The organism is Achromobacter animicus, from assembly GCF_902859585.1.
GTDB classification, from domain to species: Bacteria; Pseudomonadota; Gammaproteobacteria; order Burkholderiales; family Burkholderiaceae_B; genus Achromobacter; species Achromobacter animicus.
This window is the reverse complement of record NZ_CADIJM010000008.1, coordinates 161,090-174,252: the sequence shown is the minus strand read 5'-3', so window position 1 is coordinate 174,252 and position 13,163 is coordinate 161,090. Positions and strand designations below refer to the sequence as shown.

Here is a 13,163-nt window from a genome sequence, read left to right as displayed (position 1 = left end):
CGCTATTCCTCGGTATAGGTGAAACGGCGGGCCAGCGCGACCAGCAGGGTTTCCAGCAGCAGCCCCACGATGCCGATCACGAAAATGGCGATGACGATGTGCTCGACCTTCAGGTTGTTCCATTCGTCCCACAGCCAGAATCCGATGCCCGTGCCGCCCGTCAGCATCTCGGCGGCCACGATCACCAGCCAGGCGGTGCCGATCGACAGCCGCACGCCGGTCAGCATGTAGGGCAGCACGGCAGGCAGCAGCACCTTGGTCGTCACCTTCCATTCGGACAGGTTCAACACGCGCGCCACGTTCAGGTAGTCCTGCGGCACGCGAGACACGCCCACGGCGGTGTTGATGATCATCGGCCAGATCGAACAGATGAAAATCGCCCAGATCGCGGCGGGGTTGGCCGCCTTGAACAGCAGCAACCCCAGCGGCAGCCACGCCAGCGGCGACACCGGCCGCAACAGGCTGACGATCGGCGAGAACATGGCGCGCACGGCGGCGTAACGGCCGATCGCAAAGCCCACGGGGATGCCGACCAGCGCCGCCAGCCCGAAGCCGATCGCCACGCGTTCCAGCGAAGCCAGCAGGTTCCAGCCGATGCCCTTGTCGTTGGGGCCGTTGTCGTAGAACGGGTCCGAGAAAAGCTCGACGGCCGCATGCCACGTGACGCCCGGCGTCGGGATCTCCGGTATGCGCATCGCCACCACCTGCCAGACCAGCACGAAGAGCGCAAAGCCGGCGACGGGCCCCACGACCGCCTTCAGCGCGGATTCCAGGCGTTCCCGCCACAACGCGGCGAATGCGTCGCCGCGGGTTGTCATCGTTACGGTAGACATTTCGAGTCCCCTTTGGTGGTGGCCATCAGACCTTGACCTTGAAACCGTCGGCATACGCCGCCGGATTGCTGCCGTCCCAGACCACACCGTCGATCAGCTTGGACGTACGCGTTTCGCTGGCGGGCAGCGCAACGCCCGCGGCCTGCGCGGCCTGCTTGTAGACGTCGACGCGATTGATCTGGGTGGCGATCGCCTGGTAATCGGGATGCTCCTTCAGCAAGCCCCAGCGCTTGTGCTGTGTCAGGAACCACATGCCGTCGCTCAGGTACGGAAAATTGGCGGCGCCGTCCGCATAGAAGCGCATGGCGTGCGCGTCCGACCACTTCTTGCCCAAGCCATCGTCGTACTGCCCCAGCATTCGGTCCACGATGACGCCCGCATCGGTGTTGACGTAGGACTTGGCGGCGATGGTCTCGGCCGTCTTGCGGCGGTTCTCGGGCGACGCGTCGATCCATTTGCCGGCTTCCAGGATCGCGGCGGTGACCGCACGCGCGGTATTGGGATTGCGGTTCACGAAGTCGGCGCTGGCGCCCAGGACCTTTTCGGGGTGGTCGGTCCAGATGCCCTGCGACGTCACCGTGGTGAAGCCAATCTTGTCCATGATGGCGCGCGCCCCCCACGGCTCGCCCACGCAGTAGCCGTCCATGTTGCCCACGCGCATGTTCGCCACCATCTGGGGCGGCGGCACGGTGATCACCTTGGCGTCCTTCATGGGATTGATGCCATGAGCCGCCAGCCAGTAATACAGCCACATCGCGTGCGTGCCCGTCGGAAAGGTCTGTGCGAAGGTGTATTCGCGCTTGTCGGCCGCCATCAGCTTGGCCAGCGATTCGCCGTCGCGTGCGCCCGCTTCCAGCAGCTTGTTCGATAGCGTGATCGCCTGACCGTTCTGGTTCAGGCTCATCAGCACGGCCATGTCCTTCTTCGGACCGCCGATGCCCATGTGCACGCCGTAGACCAGGCCGTACAGCACGTGGGCCATGTCCAGTTCGCCGTTCATGAGCTTGTCGCGCACGGCGGCCCAAGATGCTTCCTTCGACGGCGTGATCTTGACCCCGTACTTCTTGTCGATGCCGAGCACCGACGCCATCACCACCGAGGCGCAGTCGGTCAGCGGAATGAAGCCGATCTTGACCTCGGTCTTTTCCGGCGCGTCTGTCCCGGCGGCCCATGCGCCGGCGCGCACCAGCGGATCGACCAGCGAAAGCAGGCCGGCGCCGGCTACCGCGCGCGCCGTGCCGCCCAGCCATTTGCGGCGGCTGGCGTTGGCGGTCGCGTCGGCGGGCGCGGTGACGGTCGAGGAACTGCGGGTCATGAGCGTCATGGAGGGTTCCTTGCGGGGTGACGGAAAAAATGGCGGAAAAAAAAAACGTCCCGCGCGCCACGGATCTGGATCCGATGGCGCAGCGGAACGTCGTTGTCCCTGGCCGCGTGTCGCGGCGTGTTGCGTCGGGCGACCGCCGTTGGCCGCCCCGTTTTCACTTAAGCAATCGCTGTGCCAGTTTTTCGCGGAAAGATGCCAACCGCCCTGCAGGCCGCGCGGGCGCTGGCGCTGCGGCGATTCCGCGGCGTCAGCGCCGTGCTGCCGTGAATCAGGGGCGGAGCCATATTGGTGCGCAGAGCGATGCCGCAGCGCACCATCGCTGTGCGGCGCGCGCCCCGCCACCTTGCTCAGGCACCCGCCGCCGCGTGCGGCAACCATGGCATGGAACTTGCATCAGCAAGCAGACAGGGGGTGTTTCATGCTGAAGGTCATGCTGCTCAACGATGGCGAAGGACGCGCGGCGTCGCTGCGGCAAACGCTTGCCGCAGCGGGCGTGCACGTCGTCGCCGAGGTGGCCCCGGGCGCCGACCTGGCCGCCAGCATCGCGCAGTCCGCCGCCGACGTCGTACTGATCGACAGCGACGCCCCCGGCCGCGACACGCTGGAGAACATCTGCGTCGCCAGTTCGTACAGCGACCGGCCAGTCGTGATGTTCACCGACAACGACAACCGCGAGACCATCCGCACGGCGCTACGCGCAGGCGTGGCCGCCTATGTGGTGGGCGATGTGCCGGCCGCCCGCATCGAACCCCTGCTGACCGTGGCGATCGAGCGCTTTGCCGTGGAGAAGACCCGCCGCGAGGAACTGCGCGAGGCCCAGCTCCGCCTGGCGGACCGGCAGTGGGTGGAGAAGGCCAAGGGTATCCTGATGAAGACGCGCGCCGTTTCCGAGGAAGACGCGCATCGGCTGCTGCGCGAGCGCGCCATGCAAAGCCAGAAACGGCTGGGCGAAGTCGCCCGCGAAGTCGTCGAAATGAGCCAATGGCTGGGCAGCGCCTGACACGCTGCCAAATAAATTTTGGCTATATGAAATAAAGAAATCAAAAGTTGTGGGGATGAGAACCCGTCCCTATCATCGACCCACATTGAGCCGGGTACGCCCGAGGCTGGCATTCATGAAGCTTTTCCCGATTTTTGCCGATCTGACAGACCGGCTGGTACTCGTTGTTGGCGGCGGCGCCGTCGCCGAACGCAAGACGCTCGCGCTGCTGGAGGCCTGTGCCAATGTGGTCGTGGGCGCGCCCGAACTAACGCCGGCCCTGGCGGCCCTTGCGGCCGAGGGCCGTATCCGCCATCTGCCGGGGCCGTTCGACCCCGCCTGGCTGCACGACATGTGGCTGGTCGTGGCCGCCACCGACGATCGCGCGGTCAACGCCGCGGTCTCAGAGGCTGCGAAAGCGCGCCGCATATTCACCAACGTCGTGGACGACCCCGAGCTGTCGTCTTTCCAGGTGCCGTCCATCGTCGACCGGTCGCCGGTCATCGTCGCCATTTCGTCGTCGGGCGTGGCCCCCGTGCTGGCCCGCCGCATCCGCGAGCGCATTGAATCGCTGTTCGATCACACGCTGGGCCAGCTTGCCGGCCTGGCGGCCACCTACCGCAAACGCATCCGCGCCAGCCACCCGGACCTGGGCGCGCGCCGCCGCTTCTATGACTGGTTGCTGGATGGCCCGGTCGCGGGATTCCTGCGCCAGCAACAACCGGCGCAGGCCGAGGCCGCGCTGGCCGATGCGCTGGCCTCGCCCATCGCGCCCGCCGAGGGCAGCGTGGTGCTGGTCGGCGCTGGCCCTGGCGACCCCGGTCTCCTGACGCTCAAGGCCCTGCGCGCCCTGAACGAGGCCGACGTCATCCTCTACGACCGGCTGGTCAGCGACGAGGTCATGTCGCTTGCCCGGCGCGACGCCGAACGCGTGTCGGTGGGCAAGCTGCCCGGCGAAAACCATCACGCGACGCAGGCGCGCATCCATGCGCTGCTGGTCGAACACGCGCACGCCGGCCGCCGCGTGGTGCGGCTAAAAGGTGGCGATGCATTCATTTTTGGCCGCGGCGGCGAGGAACTGGAATTTCTGCGCGCGCACGGCGTGCGCTACGAAGTGGTGCCGGGCATTACGGCGGCGCTGGCCTGTGCCGCCTATGCCGGCATTCCGCTGACGCACCGTGAGCACGCGCAATCGGTGCGCCTGATCACCGCGCATTGCCGCGAAGATGAAGACAACCTGGATTGGCCCGCGCTGGCGCGCGAAAAACAGACATTGGCGTTCTATATGGGTGTGGGCCAGCTTGAATTGCTGACCCAGCGCCTCCTGCGCCATGGCCGTTCGCCCGAGACGCCGTTTGCGCTCATCGAAAACGGCAGCCGGCCCGAACAGCGTGTGGTGTCGGGTCCGCTGGCGCAACTGCCGGAACTGGCGCGGGAACATGCCGTCCGGTCCCCCGCCCTGCTGATCGTGGGCGAGGTCGCCGGCTTGGCGCCGCAGTTGCATTGGTTCGGCCAGCACCTGGGACAGCCGGCGGTTACGGCGTGAAAACCTGACCTGCTGACCGGGCGCGGTCCTGGGCCGCTGTGCGGTCGAGGTCCGGCCGATCCCGGGAAGGGAACCGGCCGCAACGCGTCTTCAGCCCTTTTGCTTTCAGCCCTTTTGCTGCGTGCCGAAGATGCGGTCGCCGGCGTCGCCCAGGCCCGGCATGATGTAGCCGTGCTCGTTCAGGCCGTCGTCGATGGACGCGGTGTAGATGTGCACGTCCGGGTGCTTGGCCAGCACCGCGTCGATGCCCACCGGCGCGGCCACCAGCACCAGCGCGCGGATTTCCTTGCAGCCGGCGCGCTTGAGCAGGTCGATGGCGGCGACCATCGAGCCGCCCGTCGCCAGCATGGGGTCAACGATCAGCGCCAGGCGCTGGTCCAGTTCGCCGACCAGGCGTTCCAGATACGTGTGGGCTTCCAGCGTCTCTTCGTTGCGGGCCACGCCCACGACGCTGACCTTGGCGCCCGGAATCAGGCTCAGCACGCCGTCCAGCATGCCGATGCCGGCGCGCAGGATCGGCACGACGGTGACCTTCTTGCCGGCGATCTTCTCGACCTCGACCTGGCCACACCAGCCCTCGACGGTGGCGGGCGCCAGCGGCAGGTCCTTGGACGCTTCATACGTCAGCAACGCGCCCACTTCCTGCGATAGTTCACGGAAGCTCTTGGTACTGAGGTCGGCGCGCCGCATGATCCCGAGCTTGTGGCGGATCAGCGGATGGCGGATTTCGTGCACGGGCATGTGCGTAACTCTCCAGAGTATTTGTTGGTCAGAATTCTTTTGGCCTCAGGCGGCCGCGGGCAAGGCGCGGCGCGCTTGCCTTTCATGGTCGTGGGCACATGGGAGGATCGTAAACGTTTTAAGCCCGCCCCGCCGCCGGGCCGCCCCAAGGCGGGGCAGCCCCCCTCGGGGGGCAGCTAGCGCACAACGTGCGCGCGGCGTGGGGGCCTACATTCATTGTTCGGCGAGCCAGGAGATCAAGGCGTCGTCGAAGGCTCGGACCGCGCCAGCCTGTTCGTGGTTGACGATGCTGACGACGACATAGCGCTTGCCGCTCGCCCCCAGCACGTAGCCGGCGATCGAACGCACGTCGCGCAGCGAGCCGGTCTTCAGATGCGCCATGCCGAGCGTGCCGTTGCCCTTCAGGCGGCGGCGCACCGTTCCGTCCACGCCGGCGATGGCAAAGGACGAAATGTATTCCGGCATCACCGGCGAATTCCAGGCCACGGTCAGCATCGACGCCAGGCTATCCGCGGACACACGGGCCTCGCGCGACAGGCCGGCGCCGTTGTCGATGACCAGCTCCGGCATGTCCAGCCCCTGCTTGGCCAGGAGTTGCTTGGCAACCTCTTCGCTGCTGGCCACAGTGGCCGGCCGGCGGCCGCGCTCGGCGCCCAGCGTCAGCAGCAGGGTGCGCGCCATGACGTTGTTGCTGCGCTTGTTGATCTGGCGGATGGCCTCGGCCAGCGTCGGCGAATCATGCGAGGCCAGCACCACCGCGTCCGCCGGCACCATGCCGGACCGGACCTGTCCCTTGAACGTGCCGCCCAGTTCCTTCCAGAGCATGCGGAAGACCTCGGTGGCGTACTCGGGCTGGGACAGCGCCAGGCGATACAGGCTGAACTCCCCGCACGAACCCGCCACCTTGCCGTTGACGCGGATGGTCACGCCCTGCTGGGTAATGACGGGATCGGTCGTGACCACCGGCGGACCCGGGCAGCGGATGTCGCTCCACTCCACCTGGCCTTCGATTTTCAGGCCGGGGAGCGGCGGGTCGATCAGCGGCACCCATTTATTGGCGACCGGGTCCGGCGTGAACAGGAGCCGCAGTGCGCCAAAGCCCACCATCAGCGCGTCAGGACTGGCGTTGTAGGCCCGGTCGGGCGCGCCATCGAACGCGCCGGGGTCGATCGACACCTGGCCGAAGATGCTGCGGTCGATCACCAGGTCATTGATCTGCTTGACGCCGCGCAGCCGCAGCTCGCGCAGCAGTGTCCATAGATCCTGCATGAGGAATTGCGGATCGCCCCCGGCCCGCAGGTACAGCGGACCGGTCAGCACGCCCTTGGCGTCGGGGCGCGAGCCGGGCGCCGTCATGAATTCGGTGCGCCAGACGTAATTGGGCCCCAGCTCGGACAGCGCCGCCCAGGTCGTGACCAGTTTCATCACGGACGCGGGATTGCGGCCCTCCTTGGCGTTCAGCGCCACCAGCCGCGGGCCGCCCACCTCCTGCACCACCAGCGACAGCGAACTGTCGGGCAGCTTGCTGGCTTTCCAGGCCTTCACCACGTCGGGCGGCAACCCGGGAACCTGCGCAAAGGCAGCGCACGCGGCCAAGGCCAGGACACCGCCGGCCAGCCACTGCTTCAGTCCGCCCACCCGCCTGATCACTTGTCCCGTCATGCCTCGCCCACCTGGTTGCTCGTCCAGCAAAACCGAGAGCATACAAAACCTGGAACGGTTACGGGCGGCGCGGGACGGCCCTCGGGGCCTTTTGGCGGCGTATTTATCTGCGCGGGACGCCGATCCGCCCCTATTAACCGTCCCCTTTACAATATGCGGTTGCCCCAAGCCCGCCCAACCGGCATGGCTCGACATTTGCAGGGCCGATCCCATTGCTCCAGATACCCGCGTGACCCAGTCCTTCACCGTTTCCGATTTCGACTACGAACTGCCGCCCGAGCTCATTGCGCAGACGCCGGCCGCCGAGCGCACGGGCAGCCGCCTGCTGCACCTGGACGCCGCCAGCCAGCTGCATGACCGCCAGTTCGCCGACCTCACCTCCCTCTTGCGGCCCAACGACCTGCTGGTGTTCAACGACACCCGCGTCATCAAGGCGCGTCTGCCGGGCCACAAGATCACCGGCGGCAAGATCGAGGTGCTGGTCGAACGCATAACCGAACCCGACCGCGTCCTGGCGCACGTGCGCGCCAGCAAGTCGCCCGGCGCGGGCATGGTGCTGCGCCTGGCCGACGCCTTCGAGGCCACGGTGCTGGGCCGCGAAGGCGAACTCTTCGACATCCGCTTCCCCGGCCCCGTGCTTGACCTGCTGGACGCCCACGGCGCGACGCCGCTGCCGCCTTACATCACGCACGCCGCGGACGCGGGCGACGACGACCGCTACCAGACCGTCTACGCGCGAGAACCCGGCGCCGTCGCCGCCCCCACGGCCGGCCTGCATTTCGACCAGCCCACGCTGGAGCGCCTGGAGGGCCTGGGCGTGGCCCGCGCCTTCGTCACCCTGCACGTGGGCGCCGGCACCTTCCAGCCGGTGCGCGTGGACAACCTGGCCGACCACGTCATGCACGCCGAATGGTTCACCGTTCCCCAGGCCACCGTGGACGCGATTGCCGCGGCCCGGGCCAAGGGCGGACGCGTGATCGCTGTCGGCACCACCAGCGTGCGCGCGCTGGAATCGGCCGCCGCGCAGACCGAGGGCCGCACCGCCCCCGGCGTCCCGCTGGCCCCCGCCCAGGGCGACACGCGCCTGTTCATCACCCCCGGTTACCAGTACCGGGTGGTGGACGCGCTGGTCACCAACTTCCATCTGCCCCAGTCGACCCTGCTGATGCTGGTGTCTGCGCTGGCCGGCGTCGAGCCCATCCGCCGCGCCTACGCCCACGCCGTCGCCGCGCGCTACCGCTTCTTCAGCTACGGCGACGCCATGTTCATCGAAACCCCTGCCTCATGACCGGACTCAACTTCGAACTGCTCGCCACCGACGGCGGCGCCCGCCGCGGCCGCATCACGCTGAACCACGGCGTGGTCGAGACCCCCATCTTCATGCCGGTGGGCACCTACGGCAGCGTCAAGGCGATGATGCCGCACGAGCTCAAGGAAGTCGGCTCGCAGATCGTGCTGGGCAACACCTTCCACCTGTGGCTGCGCCCCGGCACCGAAATCATGGAAAAGCATGGCGGCCTGCATGGCTTCATGCAGTGGGACAAGCCCATCCTGACCGACTCGGGCGGCTTCCAGGTGTTCAGCCTGCAGGGCATGCGCAAGATCACCGAGGAAGGCGTGAAGTTCGCCTCGCCCATCGACGGCGCGCGCCTGTTCCTCACGCCCGAGGAATCGATGCGCATCCAGCGCTCGCTCAATTCCGACATCGTCATGGTGTTCGACGAGTGCACGCCCTATGAAATCGACGGCCGCCCCGCCACCGTCGAGGAAGCCGCGCGCTCCATGCGCATGTCGCTGCGCTGGGCGCGCCGCTCGCGCGATGAATTCGATCGCCTGGGCAACCCGAACGCGCTGTTTGGCATCGTGCAGGGCGGCATGTACGAGTCGCTGCGCGACGAGTCCCTGGCCGGACTGCAGGACATCGGCTTTCATGGCTACGCGATCGGCGGCCTGTCGGTGGGCGAGCCCAAGGAAGACATGATGCGCATCCTGGCGCACGTGACGCCCAAGCTGCCCGTCCAGGCTCCGCGCTACCTGATGGGCGTGGGCACTCCCGAAGACCTGGTCGAGGGCGTGAGCCGCGGCGTCGACATGTTCGACTGCGTCATGCCCACCCGCAACGCCCGCAACGGCTGGCTGTTTACGCGCTTTGGCGACGTGAAGATCCGCAACGCCAAGTACCGCGACGACACCCGCCCGCTGGACCCGAGCTGCAGCTGCCACACCTGCGGCAATTTCTCGCGCGCTTACCTGCACCACCTGCAGCGCGCCAACGAAATCACCGGCGCGCGCTTGAACACGCTGCACAACCTGCACTTCTATCTGACTATCATGCAAGAAATGCGCGAGGCCATTGCGGAAGGCCGCTTTGAGGCCTGGCGCGCCCAGTTCGCCGCGGACCGCGCCCGCGGCATCGAGTAGCCGGTTAAAAAAGCCCCGCCAGGGGCTTTTACCGGCAGGTTTCGCCCCCATTTGTCCGGGCAGGCCGCCGCTGCAAGCGGAAGCCGCCTTGACGCCCGGGATGACATCCTGGTTAAAGGCGGGCGATAACCTCTATACAATAGTCGGCTTGCCCTATCCATGGCTCGCGCGGGGATGGGCGCATTAAAAACATAGCGATAAACCCAAACAGACTCAAACGCAGGAGAATTCAATGTCCGTTATCGATACCGCCAGCCTCGTCGTGGCCCAGGCCGCCGCCCCCGAAGGCAATGCGCTGATGGGCATGCTGCCCATCATCCTGATGTTCGTGATCCTCTATTTCCTGATGATCCGTCCGCAGATGAAGCGCCAGAAGGAACACCGCAACCTGATCGCGGCCCTGGCCAAGGGTGACGAAGTCGTCACCGCCGGCGGCCTGCTCGGCAAGGTCACCAAGGTCAACGACAGCTACGTCACCGTCGAAGTCTCCGAACTGGCCGACAAGCCCGTCGAAGTGATCATGCAGAAGTCGTCGGTCTCGACCGTTCTGCCCAAGGGAACCATCAAGGCCCTGTAAGCGTCCCAGAAGAGCCCCAACGGGGCTCTTGTCCTTGAAGGCGCCTACCGCCGCCCGCCGCGCTCACCCGCTCGGGCGGCCCTTTCATCTCTTTAAATGAAGTAGCCGGCAATGAACCGCTATCCCCTCTGGAAGTACATTACGGTCCTGGTCGCGGTCCTCATTGGCCTGCTGTACACGCTTCCCAATTTCTACGGCGAATCCCCCGCCGTACAGGTGTCCAGCGCCAAAGCCACGGTCAAGGTCGACACCGCCGTGCTGGCCCGCGTGGAACAGATCCTGGCCGACGCCAAGATCCCCAACGAAGGCGCCTATTTCGAATTGAACGGCACGCTCGGCACCGTGCGCGCCCGCTTCCCGTCGACCGACGTGCAGCTGCAGGCCCGCGACCTGATCGAAAAATCGCTCAATACCGTTCCCGGCGACCCGCAATACACCGTCGCGCTGAACCTGCTGCCGGCCTCGCCGCCCTGGATGCGCGCGCTGGGCTGGTTCGCGCCCAAGCCCATGTACCTCGGTCTGGACCTGCGCGGCGGCGTGCACTTCCTGCTGCAGGTCGACATGCAGGGCGCCCTGACCGCCCGCTACGACTCGTTGTCCGCCGACGTGCGCTCGGTGCTGCGCGACCAGAAGATTCCTGTGGCCGGCGTTGAACGCTCCGGCCAGAGCATCGCCGCCACCTTCGCCAACACCGACGACCGCGACCGCGCCATCTCGACGCTGCGCTCGCGCCTGCCGGACCTGGAGTTCACCGAACGCGAAGAAGGCGGCAAGCAATTGCTGCTGGCCTCCCTGAACCCGGCCGCCGTCACCCGCGTGCAGGATTCCGCGCTCAAGCAGAACATCAACACGCTGCACAACCGCATCAACGAACTGGGCGTGGCCGAACCGGTCATCCAGCAACAGGGTTCGGACCGCATCGTGGTGCAACTGCCTGGCGTGCAGGACGTGGCCAAGGCCAAGGAACTGCTGGGCCGCACCGCCACGCTCGAAATCCGCATGGTCGACGACTCCCCCGCCGCGCAGGCCGCGCTGCTGGGCGGCAGCGTCCCGTTCGGTCTCGAGCGCTACAACGACCGCGACGGCCGTCCCATCCTGGTCCGCCGCCAGGTCATCCTGACCGGCGAAAACCTGCAGGACGCCCAGCCCGGCCGCGATTCGCAGACCCAGCAGGCCGCCGTCCACCTGACGCTGGATTCCAAGGGCGCCCGCATCTTCCGCGACGTCACCCGCGACAACATCAACAAGCGCATGGCCATCCTGCTGTTTGAAAACGGCAAGGGCGAAGTGGTCACCGCGCCTGTCATCCGCGGCGAAATCGCGGGCGGCCAGGTGCAGATCTCGGGCAGCATGTCGTCCGAAGAAGCCGCCGACACCGCACTGCTGCTGCGCGCCGGCGCGCTGGCCGCTCCGATGTCCATCATCGAGGAACGCACCATCGGCCCGAGCCTGGGCGCCGACAACATCTCGAAGGGCTTCTACTCGACGCTGTACGGGTTCCTGGCCATCGCCGCGTTCATCATCATCTACTACCACCTGTTCGGCGTGTTCTCCACGATCGGCCTGACCTTCAACGTGCTGCTGCTGCTGGCCTTGCTGTCCATGCTGCAGGCGACGCTGACGCTGCCGGGTATCGCAGCTATCGCGCTGACGCTGGGCATGGCCATTGACTCGAACGTGCTGATCAACGAGCGCATACGGGAAGAGCTGCGCGCGGGGGCCACACCCCAGCAGGCTATCCATCACGGCTTCGAACGCGCGTGGGGCACCATTCTTGACTCGAACCTCACCACGCTGATCGTGGGCCTGGCGCTGCTGGCGTTCGGTTCGGGCCCGATCCGGGGCTTCGCGGTGGTTCACTGCCTGGGCATCCTGACCTCGATGTTCTCGTCTGTCGTGGGCGTGCGCGCGCTGGCCAACCTGTACTACGGCCGCAAGAAGAAGCTCACCTCGATCTCCATCGGCGAAGTCTGGAAGCCGAAGGCAAACTGAAAATAGGGCGGACGGCCCGGGCCGTCCGCCACAGAAAAGAACCGAAGGCGAAAAATGGAATTTTTCCGGATTCACCGCACCATCCCGTTCATGCGCCATGCGCTGGTGCTGAACATCATCAGTCTCGTCACCTTCCTGCTGGCGGTCTTCTTCATCGTCACGCGCGGCTTTCACCTGTCGATCGAGTTCACCGGCGGCACGGTCATGGAAGTCAACTACGCCCAGACCGCACAGCTTGAAAACGTGCGCGGCGTGGTGTCCAAGCTGGGCTACACCGACTTCCAGGTCCAGAACTTCGGCACCTCGCACGACGTCATGATCCGCCTGCCCCTGCAGGAAGGCCAGACGTCCGCCACGCAGAGCGAGACCGTCATGGCCGCACTGAAGGCCGCCGACTCGGGCGTGGAACTGCGCCGCGTCGAGTTCGTGGGCCCGCAGGTCGGGCAAGAACTGCTGCACAACGGCCTGATGGCCCTGCTGGTCGTCGTGATCGGCATCATGATCTATCTCGGCTTCCGCTTCGAATGGAAGTTCGCGGTCGCCGGCGTCATCGCCAACCTGCACGACGTGGTCATCATCCTCGGCTTCTTCGCGTTCTTCCAGTGGGAGTTCTCGCTGGCGGTGCTGGCCGGCGTGCTGGCCGTGCTGGGTTACTCCGTGAACGAATCCGTGGTCATCATGGACCGGATCCGTGAAAACTTCCGCAAGTACCGCAAGGCGGACGTGCACGAAGTGATCAACAGCGCCATCACCCAGACCATCTCGCGGACCATCATCACCCACGGTTCGACCCAGATGATGGTGCTGGCCATGCTGTTCTTCGGCGGCCCCACCCTGCACTACTTCGCCATGGCCCTGACCATCGGCATCTGGTTCGGCATCTACTCGTCGGTGTTCGTCGCCGCCGCGCTGGCCATGTGGATGGGCGTCAAGCGCGAAGACCTGGTCAAGCCGGTCAAGAAGGAAGGCGAGGAAGGCGAAGTCGCCTGATTGCCGGCCTGCTGACATGCAAAACCCGTCGCTTGCGACGGGTTTTTCTTTTGACGTTCGGGCAGTGCCTCTGAGCGGATCCCTTGAAAGTATCCGGG

11 protein-coding genes are annotated in these 13,163 nt (G+C 66.2%); 7 read left to right on the top strand and 4 right to left on the bottom strand.

Annotated elements, in window-relative coordinates; genetic code table 11:
- Positions 1-2: 2 nt before the first annotated feature.
- Complete coding sequence (ntrB, locus tag HV681_RS19150) at positions 3-833, bottom strand: nitrate ABC transporter permease (RefSeq protein ID WP_175124542.1); 831 nt, start codon at positions 831-833, stop codon at positions 3-5.
- A gap of 25 nt (positions 834-858) precedes the next feature.
- Positions 859-2,157 (bottom strand): CmpA/NrtA family ABC transporter substrate-binding protein, encoded by a 1,299-nt coding sequence (locus HV681_RS19145; RefSeq protein ID WP_239212833.1) that lies wholly within the window; start codon positions 2,155-2,157, stop codon positions 859-861.
- Positions 2,158-2,575: 418 nt separating this feature from the next.
- Between HV681_RS19145 and HV681_RS19140 the strand changes: the two genes are divergently transcribed.
- Entirely contained in the window at positions 2,576-3,157 is a 582-nt protein-coding gene (locus HV681_RS19140; protein ID WP_175124541.1) for an ANTAR domain-containing response regulator, read from the top strand.
- 115 nt (positions 3,158-3,272) lie between these two features.
- The gene (gene cysG / locus HV681_RS19135; protein ID WP_175124540.1) at positions 3,273-4,682 is read left to right on the top strand and encodes a siroheme synthase CysG; all 1,410 of its coding nucleotides are present in this window, start codon (positions 3,273-3,275) and stop codon (positions 4,680-4,682) included.
- A 105-nt stretch (positions 4,683-4,787) separates the two neighbouring features.
- Here cysG and upp read toward each other — a convergent pair whose 3' ends face one another.
- Positions 4,788-5,423 (bottom strand): uracil phosphoribosyltransferase, encoded by a 636-nt coding sequence (upp, locus tag HV681_RS19130; protein ID WP_175124539.1) that lies wholly within the window; start codon positions 5,421-5,423, stop codon positions 4,788-4,790.
- Positions 5,424-5,636: 213 nt separating this feature from the next.
- Positions 5,637-7,085: a D-alanyl-D-alanine carboxypeptidase/D-alanyl-D-alanine endopeptidase gene (gene dacB / locus HV681_RS19125; protein ID WP_175124538.1), complete on the bottom strand. Its 1,449-nt coding sequence runs from the start codon at positions 7,083-7,085 to the stop codon at positions 5,637-5,639.
- Between the two features lie 229 nt (positions 7,086-7,314).
- On the opposite strand from dacB, the gene queA reads away from it, so the two are divergent.
- The 5 genes from queA (at position 7,315) to secF (ending at position 13,065) form a co-directional block, all read left to right on the top strand.
- Entirely contained in the window at positions 7,315-8,373 is a 1,059-nt protein-coding gene (queA, locus tag HV681_RS19120; protein WP_175124537.1) for a tRNA preQ1(34) S-adenosylmethionine ribosyltransferase-isomerase QueA, read from the top strand.
- Positions 8,370-9,506, top strand: a complete 1,137-nt coding sequence (tgt, locus tag HV681_RS19115; RefSeq protein ID WP_175124536.1) for a tRNA guanosine(34) transglycosylase Tgt — start codon at positions 8,370-8,372, stop codon at positions 9,504-9,506. The genes queA and tgt overlap by 4 nt, the downstream gene beginning before the upstream one ends.
- A 232-nt stretch (positions 9,507-9,738) precedes the next feature.
- On the top strand, positions 9,739-10,083 hold the full coding sequence (gene yajC, locus HV681_RS19110) for a preprotein translocase subunit YajC (protein WP_042794815.1): 345 nt from the start codon (positions 9,739-9,741) through the stop codon (positions 10,081-10,083).
- A gap of 111 nt (positions 10,084-10,194) precedes the next feature.
- Entirely contained in the window at positions 10,195-12,075 is a 1,881-nt protein-coding gene (secD, locus tag HV681_RS19105; protein WP_175124535.1) for a protein translocase subunit SecD, read from the top strand.
- A gap of 54 nt (positions 12,076-12,129) precedes the next feature.
- Positions 12,130-13,065, top strand: coding sequence for a protein translocase subunit SecF (secF, locus tag HV681_RS19100; RefSeq protein ID WP_175124534.1), 936 nt, complete (start codon positions 12,130-12,132; stop codon positions 13,063-13,065).
- Positions 13,066-13,163: the final 98 nt, after the last annotated feature.

What these genes read in the sequence shown, in the direction of transcription:
- dacB (WP_175124538.1), bottom strand. Translation starts at nt 7,085, where the DNA reads ATGACGGGACAAGTGATCAGGCGGGTGGGCGGACTGAAGCAGTGGCTG.
- HV681_RS19140 (WP_175124541.1), top strand. Translation starts at nt 2,576, where the DNA reads ATGCTGAAGGTCATGCTGCTCAACGATGGCGAAGGACGCGCGGCGTCG.
- ntrB (WP_175124542.1), bottom strand. Translation starts at nt 833, where the DNA reads ATGTCTACCGTAACGATGACAACCCGCGGCGACGCATTCGCCGCGTTG.
- tgt (WP_175124536.1), top strand. Translation starts at nt 8,370, where the DNA reads ATGACCGGACTCAACTTCGAACTGCTCGCCACCGACGGCGGCGCCCGC.
- yajC (WP_042794815.1), top strand. Translation starts at nt 9,739, where the DNA reads ATGTCCGTTATCGATACCGCCAGCCTCGTCGTGGCCCAGGCCGCCGCC.
- secD (WP_175124535.1), top strand. Translation starts at nt 10,195, where the DNA reads ATGAACCGCTATCCCCTCTGGAAGTACATTACGGTCCTGGTCGCGGTC.
- HV681_RS19145 (WP_239212833.1), bottom strand. Translation starts at nt 2,157, where the DNA reads ATGACGCTCATGACCCGCAGTTCCTCGACCGTCACCGCGCCCGCCGAC.
- upp (WP_175124539.1), bottom strand. Translation starts at nt 5,423, where the DNA reads ATGCCCGTGCACGAAATCCGCCATCCGCTGATCCGCCACAAGCTCGGG.
- secF (WP_175124534.1), top strand. Translation starts at nt 12,130, where the DNA reads ATGGAATTTTTCCGGATTCACCGCACCATCCCGTTCATGCGCCATGCG.
- cysG (WP_175124540.1), top strand. Translation starts at nt 3,273, where the DNA reads ATGAAGCTTTTCCCGATTTTTGCCGATCTGACAGACCGGCTGGTACTC.